Here is a 15091-nt window from a genome sequence, read left to right as displayed (position 1 = left end):
ACGCCCCGTCAATCTGTTAAGGCCGTGTCCCATGATTCGAGACGACATCAAAGCCGCGCAACTCGTGGCCATGAAGGCCGGCGACAAGCCCGCCCGGAACGCCATCGGCCTGATGCAGGCCGCCATCAAGAACCGAGACATCGAGGCGCGCACCGGCGCTGCAGCGATCGATGACGACGCGCTGGTCGTCGAGGTCCTTCAAAAGATGGTCAAGCAACGCCGCGAGTCGATCGCGATGTTCGAACAGGGCGGCCGCCCCGAACTCGCGCAGGCCGAAGCCGCCGAGGTCGCGGTCATCGAACGCTTCCTCCCCACCCAGATGGACGAAGCGACCACCCGCGCCGCGATCGACCGGATCAAGTCCGAACTGGGCGCGACCGGCATGAAGGACATGGGCCGCGTCATGGCGGAGCTGAAAGCCAGACACGCGACCGAGCTCGATATGTCGAAGGCGAGCGGGCTAGTGAAGGCTGCGTTAGCCTGACGTGACGCTCACCCCCGCCTTTCTCGACGAGCTCCGCGCCCGCACCTCGCTCTCCGCGCTCGTCCAGAAGACCGTAAAGCTGCAACGCGCCGGCCGCGAGATGCGCGGATGCTGCCCGTTCCACAACGAGAAGACGCCCTCCTTCTACGTCAACGACGACAAGGGCTTCTACCATTGCTTCGGCTGTTCCGCGCACGGCGACGCCATCAAGTGGATGACCGACCAGCGCGGCCTGCCCTTCATCGACGCGGTCAAGGAGCTCGCCGCCGCCGCCGGGCTCGACATGCCCGAACAGGACCGCCGCTCGGCCGAGAAGGCGGAGCGCGCCAAGGGCCTGCATGACGTGACGCACGCCGCGAACGACTGGTTCGAGGCGCAGCTCGCCGGCCTCGACGGCGCGGCCGTGCAAGCGTTGCTGAGGAAGCGCGGCGTCTCCGAGGCGACCGCGCGCACCTTCAACCTCGGCTTCGCGCCCGACAGCCGCGCCAAGCTCCGCACCGCGCTCAAGACTATCGGCGACGGCCCGCTCATCGAGACCGGCCTCCTCATCCAGGTCGAAGGGAAGGAGCCCTACGACCGCTTCCGCGGGCGCCTGACCATCCCGATCCGCGACCCGCGCGGCCGCGTGATCGCCTGGGGTGCCCGCATCATCGGCGAGGGCGAGCCGAAATACCTGAACTCCCCCGACACCCCGCTCTTCGACAAGGGCCGCACGCTCTACAACCTCGACCGCGCCGCCCCCGCCGCGCGCAAGGCGGGCCGCGTCCTCGTCGTTGAGGGTTACATGGACGTGATCGCCCTAGCTCAGGCCGGCATCGCCGAGGTCGTCGCCCCGCTCGGCACCGCGCTCACCGAGCACCAGCTCGAACGGCTGTGGCGCGTCGCCCCCGTCCCTACCCTCTGTTTCGACGGCGACGCCGCCGGGCAAAAGGCGAGTTTGCGCGCCGCCCACCGCGCCGTGCCGCTCCTCGCCCCCGGCCGATCGCTCCGTTTCGTCACCTTGCCCGACGGCCAAGACCCCGACGACCTTGTCCGCGCACGCGGCGCGTCCGCGCTGGAGGCACTGCTCGCCCAGGCCGAGCCGCTCGTCGACCGCCTCTGGACCACCGAACTCGCCGCCGAGCCGCTGGACACCCCCGAACAACGCGCGGGCCTCAAGCGCCGCTTGGCCGACCTCGCCACCGGCATCGCCGACGGGGCCGTCCGCACCGAGTACCAATCCGAATTCCGCCGCCGCTTCGACGCGCATTTCGCCCCCGCCCCGCGCAAGCCGTTCGTCAGGTCGTTCGACCGCCGCGCCGGGCCCTACAAGCCTCCGATCCTCCCCGTCTCCGCCGACGCGAAGGCGGTGAATGCCACCGGCATCGACCGCGTTCTCGCCAAGGCGGTGCTCGCCGGGCTGATCCGCCACCCCGCCGAGATCGCGCATCATTACGAGATCCTGCGCTCGCTCCGCATGGCCGCCGGAGACTCCGGCGGTGCGCTCGGTCGCCTGTTCGAGGCGGTGGTGGATCTGGCGGTCGAGGACGGGACGCTTGATAGCGCGGGGCTGGTGACCATATTGGCCAAGTCCGGTTTCGAGGCGGTCGCCACCGACCTGCTGAGGGCGGACACGATGCCCTACTCGTTCACGCAAGCCGGCGGAGACACGGCGCGCGCGCACGCCGACCTCGACGAGGCGATCGCGATCCTGGTCGCGCGTCCCGAGGTCGACGACGCCCTCGCCGATGCAACCGCCGCGATGCAGGCCCGTTTCACCGACGAGGCGTTCGAACGGCAGGTGGCGCTCGTGAGGGAGAAAGCGGCATTGGAACGGAGGCTTGCAAATCTATGTCAGGCCAACGAAGACGCGCGGCACTTTGGGTTTGAGGGCGATTGATGGCGAAGGCGAACATGGCGGACGCGCCCGATACGGTCGAGGGCGGCGACGCTCCCCTCATCGATCTGAACGACGCCGGTATCAAGAAGGTGATCGCTCGCGCCAAGAAGCGCGGCTACATCACCTACGACCAGCTCAATGAAGCGCTGCCCCAGGGTGAGATGTCCTCCGACCAGATCGAGGACATGACGTCGGCGCTGTCGGAAATGGGCATCAACATCGTCGAGAATGAAGAGGCCGGCGAGGAGGGTGAGCCCGAGGCGCGCGCCGACGACGAGGACGATACGCCAGAGCCCGCCGATGCGGAAGGCGACGGCACCGCGCCCGTCGCGGAGGCCAAGAAAAAGGAGGTCGTCGACCGCACCGACGACCCCGTGCGCATGTACCTGCGCGAGATGGGCGCGGTCGAGCTGCTGTCGCGCGAGGGCGAGATCGCCATCGCCAAGCGGATCGAGGCGGGCCGAGACACCATGATCATGGGGCTGGGCGAATCCCCCATCACCTTCAACGCGATCATCGACTGGTCCACCGCGCTCAACGAGGGCACCATGCAGCTGCGCGAGATCATCGATCTCGACGCGATGCTGAATAAGGACCCCGCCCCCGAGGCGCTCGCCGACGACGCCGAGGAGAATGCGGACGGCGAGATCAGCGCCAAGACCGCGGGCCCCGCCTTCAAGGAGGAGGCGGAGGTCGAGGAAGCCCCCGTCGCCGATGAGGAGGACGATCTCACCGAACGTCGCGCCCCCCGCCCGTCCGACGACGAGGAGGAGGACAACACCCTCTCGCTCGCGCAGATGGAGGAGACGCTCAAACCCCAGGCGCTCGAGAAGTTTGCGCAGATCACCGCGCTCTACAAGAAGTTCGGCAAGCTCCAGACGACCCGCCTGGGCGCGATGGGCGGCGGCTCCGGCCTGACGCCCGGCGACGAGCGCAAGTATCAGAAACTGCGCGAGGAGCTGACCGCCGAGGTCGAGTCCGTCCAGTTCCACAACGCCAAGATCGAATATCTCGTTGATCAGCTCTACGCCTACAACCGCCGCCTGACCGCGCTGGGCGGGCAGATGCTGCGGCTGGCCGAGCGTCACAAGGTGCCGCGCAAGGACCTCCTTGACCGCTATGTCGGCCACGAGCTCGACGAGCAGTGGATCGCGGGCATGGGCAAGCTCGACAAGAAATGGACCGCCTTCGCGACCAACGAGGGCGAGGCGGTCGGCCGCATCCGCAGCGAGATCGCCGACATCTCGCAGCAGACCGGCATGTCGCTGCAAGAGTTCCGGCGGATCACGAACATGGTCCAGAAGGGCGAGCGCGAGGCGCGGATTGCCAAGAAGGAGATGGTCGAGGCGAACCTGCGCCTAGTGATCTCGATCGCGAAAAAGTACACTAACCGCGGGCTGCAGTTCCTGGACCTTATCCAGGAGGGCAACATTGGTCTTATGAAGGCCGTGGATAAGTTCGAGTACCGCCGCGGCTACAAGTTTTCGACCTACGCGACATGGTGGATCCGGCAGGCGATCACGCGGAGCATCGCCGACCAGGCGCGCACGATCCGCATTCCGGTCCACATGATCGAGACGATCAACAAGCTGGTCCGCACCAGCCGCCAGTTCCTCCACGAGCAGGGCCGCGAGCCCACGCCCGAGGAGATGGCCGAGCGCCTCTCCATGCCGCTGGAGAAGGTCCGCAAGGTGATGAAGATCGCCAAGGAGCCGATCAGCCTCGAGACGCCGATCGGCGACGAGGAGGACAGCCACCTCGGCGACTTCATCGAGGACAAGAACGCCGTCATCCCCGTCGATGCCGCGATCCAGGCGAACCTGAAGGAGACGGTGACGCGCGTGCTGGCGTCGCTCACCCCGCGCGAAGAACGGGTGCTGCGCATGCGTTTCGGGATTGGCATGAACACCGACCACACGCTGGAGGAAGTCGGCCAGCAGTTCAGCGTCACCCGAGAGCGCATTCGCCAGATCGAGGCCAAGGCGCTCCGCAAGCTCAAGCACCCGTCGCGGTCGCGCAAGATGCGGTCGTTCCTGGATCAGTGACCCCGTCCGGCGACCGACCCGACGCTTGAGACCGCGCGAATACCGTCCGTTAGCGGTTTCCGCGCGGTCGGGCGGTCCTCATCGCGCCGCTTGCCCGACGCGATCAGCGGACGCTCGACGAAGACGTAACTCAGCGCGGACAGGACGATCGTCGCGCTTCCGAGCGCGGCCAGGGCCGCCGCCCGTTCGAGATAACCGAGCGCGTTGACCCACCGCGGATCCACGAATAGCGTGAAGACGATGCTGATGAGCGGAAAATGCAGGATGTAGACGCTGTAGCTTATCTCCCCGACGAACCGGACCGGGCGAGCAGCGCGCCGCCGAAGAGCATCGCGGTCAACGCGTAGAAGGGCGCGGTGAAGAACGACGAGTTCATGAGTGAGCGAACCACGGTCGGGGTCGGGTCGAAGCCTGCGCCGGGCTGCATCGAGATCGGCACCACATTCAGGTGATGCGTCAGCACCCAAAGCGTCAACAGCCCGCGCGCGCCGTCCAGCGTATGGGTGCGCCTCGCGTCGTCCGGGCCGACCGTCCGCGTCCAGATATGCGGCGAGGCGCGCAGCACCACCCCGACGAGCAGCGCGATCAGAGCCGGCACGAGGACGAAGAGCCAGGTCGTCTCGTCCGTGGTTTGCTGCACTGTCCGCTCCGACGGTTCCAGGCTGACCGACGCCCCGGCGTGGGACGGCCACATCGCCTACGTCCCCGTAGCGCGCAAAGGTAAACCGAGCCTTTTCCCCCACCCCCCGTCAGCCGATCGCCGCTCGCGCTTCCGACTTGCGCCGGCGCAGCGCCCGCCGCCCCGAAGCCGATGATCATCATCCCCCAGGTCGCGGGCTCGGGCACCGCGCCCGCGGAATCGCGTGTCGTCCCGTTGACGCTGGCCGTCGGCGTCACGAGTCCAATCGGGGACTACCCTACGTCCTAGGCGTGCTGTTATGCGATATACAGGCCAACCCGGCGGCATTTACCCGCTGTGGGACGGAATCAGTCATGACGCCGCCGCCGCTCGTTCCTATATCATTGGACGTACGAACCGCAGCGGCGCGGGAAGGGAGAAGTCGGTTGAGCGAGCCTACCCGGATCAGCGCGCGGATGAAGGGTCCCAAGGGCTACACGCTCCGGACGCTCGGCGCGATGCGTTATGCAACGAGCCGGATCGGCCGCCTGCGCCCGACCAAGGCCCCCAATCGGACGGCCGCCGCCTTCATGCTGGCGCTGGCGATCTCGCTGGGCCTGTGGGCGCTCGTCGCGGCGGGGTGGCTGATCCTGGATTGACGCCGGCTTTCGCGGCGCGGAAGCCTAATGCAGGATGATCTCGCCCGGTTTCCGACCGGCGGCGACGGCGCTAACCTCCTTGATGGGTTTCGCTGCACTGCGGTATTGCTTTCGACCAACGATTTCGCGAACGAGGCCGTGCACCGCGAGCGGGGGACCGGAGGTTGGACGCACAGGCGATCGTGGAGCGCTTCCGGAGCGCCGCGCTGGGGATCGACGATTGGTGCTCGGCGCTGGACGCGCTGGCGGTCCCGACCCGCGCGCGTATCGGCCAGATCTGCGTGTCCGACGCCCGTGACGGGCTGAAACTGAACCTGATGGCGGGCTGCTCGCCGGACGAGGAGGCCGCCTACCTCGCGGCGCGCGGACCCGACCCGCGCATCAACCCGCGCACGCGCGCCGTGCTGACCGCGCCGTCATCGCGGTGCGTCGCCGAGGCGGATTTCGCCACGCCCGCGCTCGTCGCGCGGACACCCATCTATCAGGACCTGTTCCGCCGCGCGGGTACCCCGTCCTCGCTCGCAATCAGGGTCGACGAACCCGACGGGACGCACATCGTCCTGTCGATGCAACGTTACGTGCCGATCGACGACGTCGACGCGCGCGAGCGGCGGCTGATGGAGGCGATCGCGCCCGGCGTGGCCGCCGCCGTCCGCGCCTCACTCGCGCTCGGGACCGGGCTGGACCGCGATCTGGCCGCCACCCTGGAGAGGGTCGCCGCCCCTTGCCTGCTACTGGGCGCGGACATGACGGTAGCGGCGCTCTCACCGGGGGCGGGGGCGGCGCTCGGGCCGTCGGCCGGCCTGTCGGTCGGCAACAACCGCCTGCGCGCCGCCGTGCCGGAGGATCAGCGGCGGCTGGAGCGCGCGTTCGATCTGTCCTCCGACCCCGCAACGCTGCGGCCCGTTACGGTCGCGGTGCGGCGTTGCGACGGCGAGCGCGGCGCGACCGCCGAGTTCAGCCCGCTGCCCGCGCGGATGGCCGGTCCGCTCTCGCGCGCCCGGGCGCTGGTGATGATCCGCGTCCCGCGTCCGGCGGCGGACGCCGGAGCGGCCGACGCGCTCCGGGCGCTGTTCGGGCTCACCCCTGCCGAGGCCGAGGTGGCGGCGATGGTCGGCCGAGGCGCCGACCCGGCGGCGATCGCGCGGGCGCGCGGCTGCGGCCGCGAGACCGTCCGCTCCCAACTGAAGATCATATTCGAAAAGACCGGCGCCCGCCGACAGGCCGAACTGGCACTGCTCGTCCGGCCGCATCTGGAGGTGAACTCCGGCCGTTGACCGGCGGGCCCCGCGCATTCCGGTCATATCGGACCGGTTCGGCGGACGGACATACCCTAAACGGGTGATGCGGGCGCGATACTCCCCCCGTAGCTCGCGGGCGGCGCGCCGAACCGGGCGGACCGAATCATCGACAAAGGGGACCATCATGAAGAATCGTGGATACGCGCTCGTCGGCGCGCTGGCGGCGCTGACCGCCGCTCCGGCCTCCGCGCAGGACGCTCCCGCGAGCGGCCGCGGCGTGTACGGCTCGATCCAACTGGGGGCGGCCAGCGTGAACGACGTCGACCTGGCCTATCTCGACGAGGGCGGAACGTTCGGCGGCACGGGCGTGCAGGACCGGGCCGATTTCAAGGTCGAGCTGAAAAGCGCCTTCGCCATCTCCGGCGCGCTCGGCTACGATTTCGGGCCCGTCCGCGCGGACGTGGAGGTGAACTACTCGCGCAACGGGGTGAAGGCGTTGTCGCTGGAAGGCATCAATGGCGCGGCCGCGACGCTAAGCGCCCAGGACCGCGCGGAGGTCTGCGACTATCTGGGGGCCGAAACGTGCGGCGGGTCGGGCAACGGCTTCGACCTCGACGGCGGCAAGCTGCGCCAGCTGAGCGCGCTGGCCAATCTATGGGTGGACATCCCGACCGGTTCGGTAGTCACGCCCTATGCCGGCGGCGGCGCGGGCATCGCGGGATACGAGTTCGACGGCGAGGGCAAGGCGCGCTTCGCCTGGCAGCTGGGCGCGGGCGTCGGGATCGACGTCACCCCGTCGCTGTCGCTCACGGTCGACTATCGCCGCCGCCAGACGAACGGCGCCACGATCACCGACGACGAGTTCGAGAATGCGGGCATACGGTTCGGCAAGGTCCGCACCAACCTGTTCACCGCAGGCCTGCGCTTCCGCTTCTGATCGGGATCGCGAGGGGGTTGGGGATCGGCGTGCGGCCGATCCTCGCCCACCCTGACCACCGCCGCGTTCGCCGGCGTGATGTGATATGCGGAAGCCTTGTCGCAGGAGGATGAGATGAGTCGCTGGGCTTGGCCGTTCCTGATCGCCGCAGTCTTCGGTACGAGCCTTTTTTGGGTTACGCCGGCACATGCCGCAGAGCCAAGACGCTATTTCACCTTCTGCTCCGTTCGCATTCTCAATTATTATATGCCTAATCATGCCGTCGAGCCGCGGGGTAGCGTCGAGTACGCCTCACCAATATTCGAGATGTCGTCCGAGGACTACGATGTGCCGAATGGGGAGGATTGGAGTCATAGCGCCTATAGCCGCTCATTCGCGAAAGCGGCTTTTCCCGATGGTGAGATGCCGAAAGGTGCCGAGCATGGCTGCTATGCAAGTTCGGTGCTCAGCTCCGTGGAGAATCAGCGATTTAGTCATATGATCGCAAACAAGAATGTAGAGGTGGCATGGAAACCTACCGAGGCGGATATCGAGGCTGCTCGAAGCTACATTCGCGCGCAGGATCAGGATCGGGCATCCCTGACGCCGCCCCTCGACTCGTATGTTTATTGCGTCCTCTCGTATGATGTAAAATACGATGACGCGCCTTTTCGAGATCAGGCGCATACTTATACGGCAATCATGCCTATGTCCGATCGACCGGAGGTCGTCGAGGCATTAAGTGCTTTGTTCCAGAAAAGCGTTCTGGAAAAGAGTCCCGAGATCGCAGAAAAGTTGACGAAGCCAGGCTGGGAAAGCATTTTCGGCAAGAACGTGAATTGCACCGCCGCAACTTTAAAAAGCGAAGCCGAACGCAAACTGGCTAGGGAAATGAAGTTACACCGCGTTTACTCGTACAAGTTCATCGAGCCGGTCATGACGGGCTGGAGTCCGAGCGAGGCCGATTACGTCGAGTTGACAGGTATAGCGCCGGCCGCGTCGCCTGCTCCGACCGCCCCTCTCCCGATCGTGATCGCCGATATGAACGAGACGGCTCGTCGAGCGGCGGCGCAGGCCGCCGGGGATGAGATCGTGGCCGCCGACAAGCGCAGGCGCGCTGCGATCGGGGCGGAGGCGGACAGGAAATTCAAGGCGGACATAGCCCAGGGGGAGGTGCGCGCCGCCGCCCGCTTGGCCAAATTCCGCGAGCGGTGCCCGAGTCTGGCATGTCAGTGACGGCCCACGCCTTGCGGGCGGCCCTGGCGGTCGGCCTGCCGCTCGGATCGCCGGTCGCCGCCGCCCTGGCCCAAACCCCGACCGAGGCGACGTCCGCCCTGCCCGCAGGAACGGAGTTGAAGCCGAACGCGGCGATCGAGGGCGAGCTGTCGTCGACCGACGCTAGATTCTCCGGGTCCGGCGCGGCGTACGACACCTATTTCTTCGAGAGCCGGGCCGACGCGTCGGTGGACATGCTGGCGACCGCGACGGGCTTCGCGCCCGCGTTCGCCTTGTTCACGGCCGACGGCGAACAGCTGGCCATGTCGTCCAAGGGACGGATCTTCACCAGATTGCCGTCGGCGGGAGCCTTTGTCCTGCTGGTGTCGGCGGAACAGCCGGAGGCCGCCGGACGCTACCGGATCAAGCTCGACCTGCTGACCAAGGAGGCGGTAGCGGACCGGGAACAGGCGGAGGAACTGAATCGGCGGAACCTCGTCGGGTACGAGGAACAGCGCCGCAAGTTCGACAGCGACACGGCCGAGGCCGCCCGCGTGGCCGCTATCCACGCCGCGGCGCTTGAGACGCACGGCCGGGCGGTCGCGGCCTATCAAGAGCGGCTGAGGGAGCGCGACGCGCAAATGTCGAAGATGAAGGCGGACTACGAATCGTGCCTGGCCGGTCGAAAGGACAAATGTCCGACGGCACCCTAATCGCGGGCACGTGCCGGCCGATTGGTCACGAAATCGCTTGCACGGGGCGGCTATAGTCCCGTCGTCGCAGGCCGCTATCCTTTCAAATCCCCCGCACGCTCGGCATCCCCGTCCGTCCCAGCATCAGTTCCGTCAGCGCCCAGACCATCGCGTCCGCGCGGTCGGGGCTCGTGCCCGGGCCCTGGTACGGCGCTCCCGAGACCAGCCCAAGCAGCTCCGCCTCCAGCGCGGGGAGGCGGCCGTGGAGGCGAACCTTGCGCGCCTCGAACAGCAGCGCGACGGGGTCGGCGCGGGTGGCCTTGGCGTCGCTGGCATGGACCAGCCGGACGCGCATCGCCGGGTCGGCGGCGCGGAGCACGGAGGCGACCATCTTGCCGCCCTGGTTGCGTTCCGCGACCACGCCCGCGCCATGGATGCGCGCGGCGTCGGCGACCGCGCGCGCCCAACCCTCGGGCGAGCGCGCGGTGACGCTGTGGTCGGCCAGCACATGGCCGACGCCGTCCGCGTCCACCGCGCAGGCGACGATGCCGCAAGTGCCGTCGCCCGACGGCGGATCGACGCCGATCACGGTCCGGGTGAAGCGGCTTCTTGGATCCTCCCCCGTCGGGGGAGGATCAAGAAGGCGGCACGCCTCCAACGTCTCGGGCGTCCAGAGCGCGCCGCCGTCGGGGAGGAGCTCGCCGTCCAGTTCCTGGCGGCCCTGGCGCGTCCCCTCGAACAGCTGTTCCATCGCCGTTAGATAAGCGGGCGGCAGATGCGGGTTGTCGCGGGTGCCGCCGCGCGTGATTACGCAGCCGGGCTCGGCCATGATCCGCCGCAGCGCCTGGCCGGGGCGCGGCGTCGTGGTGACGAGCGCGCGCGGGCGCGGCCCGGCGCGCAGGCCCAGCTGAAGGTTGTCCCAGGTCTCGCCGGGCCGCCGCCATTTGGCCAGCTCGTCGCACCAGGCGATGTGGTGCTCGGGCCCGCGCAGCTTCTCCGGGCTCGCGCCGGAGAACAACGTCGCCTCCGCGCCGCTCGTGAAGCGGAGTACGCCGCGGTCGGCCGACCAGCCGTCGATCTCGTCGGCGGCGACGCTCAGTAGACCGCTGCGGCCCTCGACCATCACGTCGCGTGCCTCGTCGATCGTGGCGGCGACCAACGCGACCCGCAAGGCGCCTTCGGCCTTCATCGCGGCCGCGACCCATTGCGCGCCCGCGAGCGTCTTGCCGAAGCCGCGTCCGGCCATCAGCACCCAGACGCGCCAATCGCTCGGCGGCGCGAGCTGGCCCTCATGCGCCCAGCCGGGCCAGTGGCGCTCGATCGCCTGGCATTCCTCCAACGCGAATAGCGAAAGCGCCCGCACACGCTCGCTCGGCCGCAACAGCCGGAGATAGGGAATGATGGCGGTGCCGCGCGGCAGCCGGTGGGGATTACCCCGGGACCGTGGCCCGGCGCGGCCCCTGGGCGCCGACGGACCGCCCGCCTCATGAACGCTCACGAACGGCCTCGATCACGGACAGCTTGGCGAGAATGCCATCGCTCAACTCCTCCAGCGAACGCGGACGCGCCCAACGGCCTCGAGCGCGAACGCCCCGCGTCGCGGCGGCGCGGTGCATGCCGAGCACCTGCAACGCCTCCTTGACCGTCACCGTCGGGATCGGCGCGTCGACGTCGGGCGCGAATCCCTCCATCGCGTCAGCGGCCGCGCGCAGCAGCGCGGTCTCCAGCCGGACATATCCCTGTTCGAGCGCAGCCTGCCAGCGAGCGGCAAAGGCGGCATCTGCGCGGCGGCGATTATAGGCGGTCACCGCCGAAAAGCCCGATTGGACCGCCGAAAGCTTTACGTTGCAGCTCGCCGCCAGACAGTCGAGAAAACGCTTCTCAGCCGCTGGCCCCCAGCGCTTCCCATCGTCGCGGATGATTTGCGGCCCGTCCTTATGCGTGCGGCGCACCAGCGTTCCCGCCGGCTCGTCGCCGCGACCCTTCGTCCGTCCCATTACATGTCCTCCCTAGGTTTGTTCTACTTATGTTCCGCATCTGTCCAGATTTGTCAAGCGATTTAACCAGCGTGGTTCGGGTTGGATCGCATTCCGTTCGGCAGGCGGACCGGCATGGCCCCGCCGCCAACCGGCGTAAGGTTGCCGGTTGGTGAATGCAGGTTACACCGGGTTTTTACCTATGCGCTTTACCAGCCGAGGGCAGAACGGTGCACGCGACACCCTTTCCGGGCGGATGCGGATCACCGATGGGACGATCGATCATGGCTCTTCACCTCGTCGCCGATCGGGAACCGCTTTCATGGACCGGGGTAACGACGCTGGTCGAGGTCGAAGGCTCGGCCGTCCACGATCATGTCCGCCGGCTGTGCGCGGCCGACCGGCGCGGGCCGACCGACCGGCGCGGGTCCGACCGGGGCGACCGGCGCGCGGCCGCACCCGAGCTTGCGGCGACGCACGGTTCGATGGCGCGACGCGTCGATCTCGCCGATGCGGTGCACGCATTGTGCGCGGTGCACGGCGCGCACCGGGGACTTGCGGACCAGGCGCGCCAGCATCCCGCGGCCGGGGCGGCGGCGGCGTGGCTCGGCCAGGTGGCGGCCGCGCTGGCGGACGAGCGCGGGCATCTCGCGCGCACGGTATCGGCGTCGGGACGCCTGCCCTCGACGCCCGGCCAGGCGGCGAGCGACGCGGCGTTGGGGGTGCAGCGCAACGCCTTTCATCTGCTGGCCCGGTCGGACCGGGTCGGGGTGGCGACGGGCGCGGCGGCGGCGCTGGCGCTCGACTGGACGGCGATCCGCGCGGTGATCGGGCGCGCGGCCGAGGCCTACGGGCTCACGCTGCCCGCGCCCTCGCTCCCGACGGCGGAGGAAACGGCGGGGGTGCTCGACCGGATCGACGACGGGGCGGCCGTGCGCCGCGCGGTGCTGTTCGGGGCGCGGGCGCTGCTCGACCAGCACCGGGCGCTGTGGAGCCTGCTCGAGGCGCGCGCCTACGCCCGGATGGTGTGACCGGGATGGGGTGACTTGCCACGGCCGCGCGGATGCCGCATCGCCCCGCTCCACACTGACGGGGCCGTGGCATGAAGCGTTTCGAGGGTACGGCCGACTATGTCGCCACCGACGATCTGAAGGTCGCGGTGAACGCCGCGGTGACGCTGCGCCGGCCACTGCTGGTCAAGGGCGAGCCGGGGACGGGCAAGACGGTGCTGGCGCGCGAGATCGCGCGGGCGGTGGGCGCGGACCTGATCGAATGGAACGTCAAATCGACGACCAAGGCCGCCCAGGGGCTGTATGAGTACGACGCGGTGGCTCGCTTGCGCGACGGGCAGCTGGGCGACGCGCGCGTCCACGACATCGGCAACTACATCCGCCGCGGCAAGATGTGGGACGCGTTCGTCCACCCCACCCCGCCCGTCCTGCTGATCGACGAGATCGACAAGGCGGACATCGAATTCCCCAACGACCTGCTCCACGAGCTCGACCGGATGGAGTTCCACGTCTACGAAACCGGCGAGACGGTGCGCGCCGGCGCGGTCGAGGGAAGTGGGCGCCCGATCGTGGTGATCACATCGAACAACGAGAAGGAACTGCCCGACGCGTTCCTGCGCCGCTGTTTCTTCCATTACATAAAATTTCCCGACCGCGACACGATGCAAGCGATCGTCGACGTTCATTTTCCCGGCATCCAGCGGATGCTGGTCAGCCGCGCGATGGACCTGTTCTACGACGTCCGCGAGGTGCCCGGCCTCAAGAAGAAGCCGTCGACGTCCGAGCTGCTCGATTGGCTCAAGCTGCTGCTCCATGAGGACATGCCGCTAGAGGTGCTGCAGAACCGCGACCCGACCAAGGCGATCCCGCCGCTCCACGGCGCGCTCCTGAAGAACGAGCAGGACGTGATGCTGTTCGAGCGGCTGGCCTTCATGGCCAAACGGCAGGCCAACCGGGTTTAACCTGGGGTCGCGCTCATCGGCCTCATCCGTACGATCATCTGCGAGGAAGCGCGGTTCAACAGTCGGCCGATCGGTTTTTCGATCCAACGGTGGACAGCGACGCCCGAGGCCACCGCCACGAACGTCACCGCAAGGGCCATCGGAGTGCTCGCGGGCAGCTTCAGACCCTCCGGCCCGAGCATCCAGATCAGCGGCGCGTGGACCAGATAGATCGCATAGCTCGCATCCCCCAACAGAGCCAGAATACCTACCCGTGAAACTCCCCGGCGTCGCTCATACCCAAGCGCTCCGATGACGATCAGGCAGGCGCACGCCGTAACGGCCGTACGAGGCAAGTCGGGCCACCACAGCGCCGCCATCGCCGGCCAGATGACCCATCGCAGCCTTTCGAATGTCGGCGCGACAAGACGTGACCGCCACGCATATGCAATCGTCAGCCCGGCCGCGAACTCCAGCATGAGCGGGTTGGTATAGGTCATCATCGGGGCCGACCGGACGTGGTACACGGCGCCGACCAGCACCATCGAAGCAACCGCGGCGACCGGCAGCAGCAGAGGCCGGCGGATCACGAGGCCGAGCGAGAACAAGAAGTAGAAGAACATTTCATATTGCAACGTCCAGCCCGGATAGAGCACGGGCCAGATCTTGTCCGGCGACGCGTCGCTGAAGCGCGGGACGAACAGAAGCGACGAGAGAAGCTCGCTTCCGCTCGGGCGGATTTCCAGCGTCGTCCACAGCGCAACCAGCATCGCGCCCGTACAAAGCCAGTAAAGCGGAACGATCCGGAGGATCCGGCGTCGCCAGAACTCGGCAAAGGACTCATGACGCGCGGCCGAAAACATGATGACGCCGCTGATGACGAAGAAAATGTCGACCCCGCGTTCGCCGCCCCGCATCGCTCCCCAGTCCGCGGGCATCAGCCGGAATGCCGCGACGTGGTACATCACCACCGCGATCGCGGCGTAAGCGCGCAGATACTGGATCGACCACAAGGTCTCGCGGTCGGACACGGGTGCCCCATGTCCGGTCTGTCCACCCCGATCATACCACGGCTCCTGCGGTATAGGTTTGACGACTTCCACCGACTGATCTCCCCCTCGCCCACGCGGAACCATAGCCGGGAGAAACTTTAATTCATGTCATGATCTGCAAGCTGTTGGTTCAATATGGCACTCAACACTACCCGGCGCGGACGACCCGGGCTATCACGCTTCCATGTTCCTCAATTTCCTCGACGAGCTCCGCGCGGCGGGCATACCGGCCAGCCTGAAGGAGCATCTCACCCTGGTCGAGGCGCTTGACCGGGAGGTGATCGAGCGGACGCCCGAGGAGTTCTATTATCTCGCGCGCGCGACCTACGTGAAGGACGAGGGGCTGATCGACCGGTTCGACC

The 15091-nt window shown here is 67.9% G+C and carries 15 protein-coding genes and 2 pseudogenes; 11 read left to right on the top strand and 6 right to left on the bottom strand.

Features of this window, described 5'->3' with window-relative positions; genetic code table 11:
- The first annotated feature begins 31 nt into the window (after positions 1–31).
- From ACFE7F_RS10860 to rpoD, 3 genes are read left to right on the top strand one after another with little or no spacing between them, the layout of a single operon-like run.
- The gene (locus ACFE7F_RS10860; RefSeq protein ID WP_375403870.1) at positions 32–484 is read left to right on the top strand and encodes a GatB/YqeY domain-containing protein; all 453 of its coding nucleotides are present in this window, start codon (positions 32–34) and stop codon (positions 482–484) included.
- A 1-nt stretch (position 485) separates the two neighbouring features.
- Positions 486–2363: a DNA primase gene (dnaG, locus tag ACFE7F_RS10855; protein ID WP_375403869.1), complete on the top strand. Its 1878-nt coding sequence runs from the start codon at positions 486–488 to the stop codon at positions 2361–2363.
- Complete coding sequence (rpoD, locus tag ACFE7F_RS10850; RefSeq protein ID WP_375403868.1) at positions 2363–4408, top strand: RNA polymerase sigma factor RpoD; 2046 nt, start codon at positions 2363–2365, stop codon at positions 4406–4408. The genes dnaG and rpoD overlap by 1 nt, the downstream gene beginning before the upstream one ends.
- Here the strand turns inward: rpoD and ACFE7F_RS10845 are convergent.
- The 3 genes and pseudogenes from ACFE7F_RS10845 to ACFE7F_RS10835 form a co-directional block, all read right to left on the bottom strand.
- A complete protein-coding gene (locus tag ACFE7F_RS10845) occupies positions 4402–4632 on the bottom strand; it encodes a hypothetical protein (RefSeq protein ID WP_375403867.1) in 231 nt (76 codons plus the stop codon). The genes rpoD and ACFE7F_RS10845 overlap by 7 nt on opposite strands.
- Positions 4633–4688: 56 nt before the next feature.
- Positions 4689–5102, bottom strand: a complete 414-nt coding sequence (locus ACFE7F_RS10840) for a hypothetical protein (protein WP_375403866.1) — start codon at positions 5100–5102, stop codon at positions 4689–4691.
- 55 nt (positions 5103–5157) lie between these two features.
- Positions 5158–5260: pseudogene (locus tag ACFE7F_RS10835) on the bottom strand (PEPxxWA-CTERM sorting domain-containing protein); the annotation flags it as partial.
- Between the two features lie 213 nt (positions 5261–5473).
- On the opposite strand from ACFE7F_RS10835, the gene ACFE7F_RS10830 reads away from it, so the two are divergent.
- The 5 genes from ACFE7F_RS10830 to ACFE7F_RS10810 all read left to right on the top strand — a co-directional run bounded on the left by ACFE7F_RS10830 (position 5474) and on the right by ACFE7F_RS10810 (position 9771).
- Positions 5474–5686 (top strand): hypothetical protein, encoded by a 213-nt coding sequence (locus tag ACFE7F_RS10830; protein ID WP_375403865.1) that lies wholly within the window; start codon positions 5474–5476, stop codon positions 5684–5686.
- Between the two features lie 164 nt (positions 5687–5850).
- Complete coding sequence (locus ACFE7F_RS10825; RefSeq protein ID WP_375403864.1) at positions 5851–6963, top strand: helix-turn-helix transcriptional regulator; 1113 nt, start codon at positions 5851–5853, stop codon at positions 6961–6963.
- 148 nt (positions 6964–7111) lie between these two features.
- Positions 7112–7864 (top strand): outer membrane protein, encoded by a 753-nt coding sequence (locus ACFE7F_RS10820; RefSeq protein ID WP_375403863.1) that lies wholly within the window; start codon positions 7112–7114, stop codon positions 7862–7864.
- Between the two features lie 114 nt (positions 7865–7978).
- A complete protein-coding gene (locus ACFE7F_RS10815) occupies positions 7979–9079 on the top strand; it encodes a hypothetical protein (protein ID WP_375403862.1) in 1101 nt (366 codons plus the stop codon).
- On the top strand, positions 9070–9771 hold the full coding sequence (locus ACFE7F_RS10810; RefSeq protein ID WP_375403861.1) for a hypothetical protein: 702 nt from the start codon (positions 9070–9072) through the stop codon (positions 9769–9771). Before ACFE7F_RS10815 ends, ACFE7F_RS10810 begins: the two co-directional genes overlap by 10 nt.
- Positions 9772–9853: 82 nt before the next feature.
- Here the strand turns inward: ACFE7F_RS10810 and ACFE7F_RS10805 are convergent, their stop codons facing one another.
- Entirely contained in the window at positions 9854–11248 is a 1395-nt protein-coding gene (locus tag ACFE7F_RS10805) for a terminase large subunit domain-containing protein (RefSeq protein WP_375403860.1), read from the bottom strand.
- A complete protein-coding gene (locus ACFE7F_RS10800; RefSeq protein ID WP_375403859.1) occupies positions 11235–11747 on the bottom strand; it encodes a hypothetical protein in 513 nt (170 codons plus the stop codon). The genes ACFE7F_RS10805 and ACFE7F_RS10800 overlap by 14 nt, the downstream gene beginning before the upstream one ends.
- Before the next feature lie 263 nt (positions 11748–12010).
- On the opposite strand from ACFE7F_RS10800, the gene ACFE7F_RS10795 reads away from it, so the two are divergent.
- Together ACFE7F_RS10795 and ACFE7F_RS10790 are read left to right on the top strand one after the other, a co-directional pair.
- The gene (locus ACFE7F_RS10795) at positions 12011–12757 is read left to right on the top strand and encodes a DUF6975 family protein (protein WP_375403858.1); all 747 of its coding nucleotides are present in this window, start codon (positions 12011–12013) and stop codon (positions 12755–12757) included.
- Positions 12758–12828: 71 nt separating this feature from the next.
- Positions 12829–13698 carry an AAA family ATPase gene (locus ACFE7F_RS10790; RefSeq protein WP_375403857.1) on the top strand — a complete coding sequence of 290 codons (870 nt, stop codon included), beginning with the start codon at positions 12829–12831 and terminating at the stop codon, positions 13696–13698.
- Here the strand turns inward: ACFE7F_RS10790 and ACFE7F_RS10785 are convergent.
- Positions 13695–14813: an acyltransferase family protein gene (locus tag ACFE7F_RS10785; protein ID WP_375403856.1), complete on the bottom strand. Its 1119-nt coding sequence runs from the start codon at positions 14811–14813 to the stop codon at positions 13695–13697. The two genes, ACFE7F_RS10790 and ACFE7F_RS10785, sit on opposite strands and share 4 nt — an antisense overlap.
- 100 nt (positions 14814–14913) lie before the next feature.
- Between ACFE7F_RS10785 and ACFE7F_RS10780 the strand changes: the two are divergent.
- A pseudogene (locus ACFE7F_RS10780) lies at positions 14914–15091 on the top strand (VWA domain-containing protein); the annotation flags it as partial.

Source organism: uncultured Sphingomonas sp., assembly GCF_964235535.1.
Taxonomy (GTDB): Bacteria; Pseudomonadota; Alphaproteobacteria; order Sphingomonadales; family Sphingomonadaceae; genus Sphingomonas.
Note: the sequence above shows the minus strand (reverse complement) of the source record. Positions and strands in the feature narration are given on the sequence as shown.

Coding starts and splice junctions, on each gene's coding strand:
- ACFE7F_RS10860 (WP_375403870.1), top strand. CDS start 32: ATGATTCGAGACGACATCAAAGCCGCGCAACTCGTGGCCATGAAGGCC.
- ACFE7F_RS10815 (WP_375403862.1), top strand. CDS start 7,979: ATGAGTCGCTGGGCTTGGCCGTTCCTGATCGCCGCAGTCTTCGGTACG.
- ACFE7F_RS10810 (WP_375403861.1), top strand. CDS start 9,070: ATGTCAGTGACGGCCCACGCCTTGCGGGCGGCCCTGGCGGTCGGCCTG.
- ACFE7F_RS10840 (WP_375403866.1), bottom strand. CDS start 5,102: ATGTGGCCGTCCCACGCCGGGGCGTCGGTCAGCCTGGAACCGTCGGAG.
- rpoD (WP_375403868.1), top strand. CDS start 2,363: ATGGCGAAGGCGAACATGGCGGACGCGCCCGATACGGTCGAGGGCGGC.
- ACFE7F_RS10820 (WP_375403863.1), top strand. CDS start 7,112: ATGAAGAATCGTGGATACGCGCTCGTCGGCGCGCTGGCGGCGCTGACC.
- ACFE7F_RS10785 (WP_375403856.1), bottom strand. CDS start 14,813: ATGGTTCCGCGTGGGCGAGGGGGAGATCAGTCGGTGGAAGTCGTCAAA.
- ACFE7F_RS10790 (WP_375403857.1), top strand. CDS start 12,829: ATGAAGCGTTTCGAGGGTACGGCCGACTATGTCGCCACCGACGATCTG.
- ACFE7F_RS10800 (WP_375403859.1), bottom strand. CDS start 11,747: ATGGGACGGACGAAGGGTCGCGGCGACGAGCCGGCGGGAACGCTGGTG.
- ACFE7F_RS10795 (WP_375403858.1), top strand. CDS start 12,011: ATGGCTCTTCACCTCGTCGCCGATCGGGAACCGCTTTCATGGACCGGG.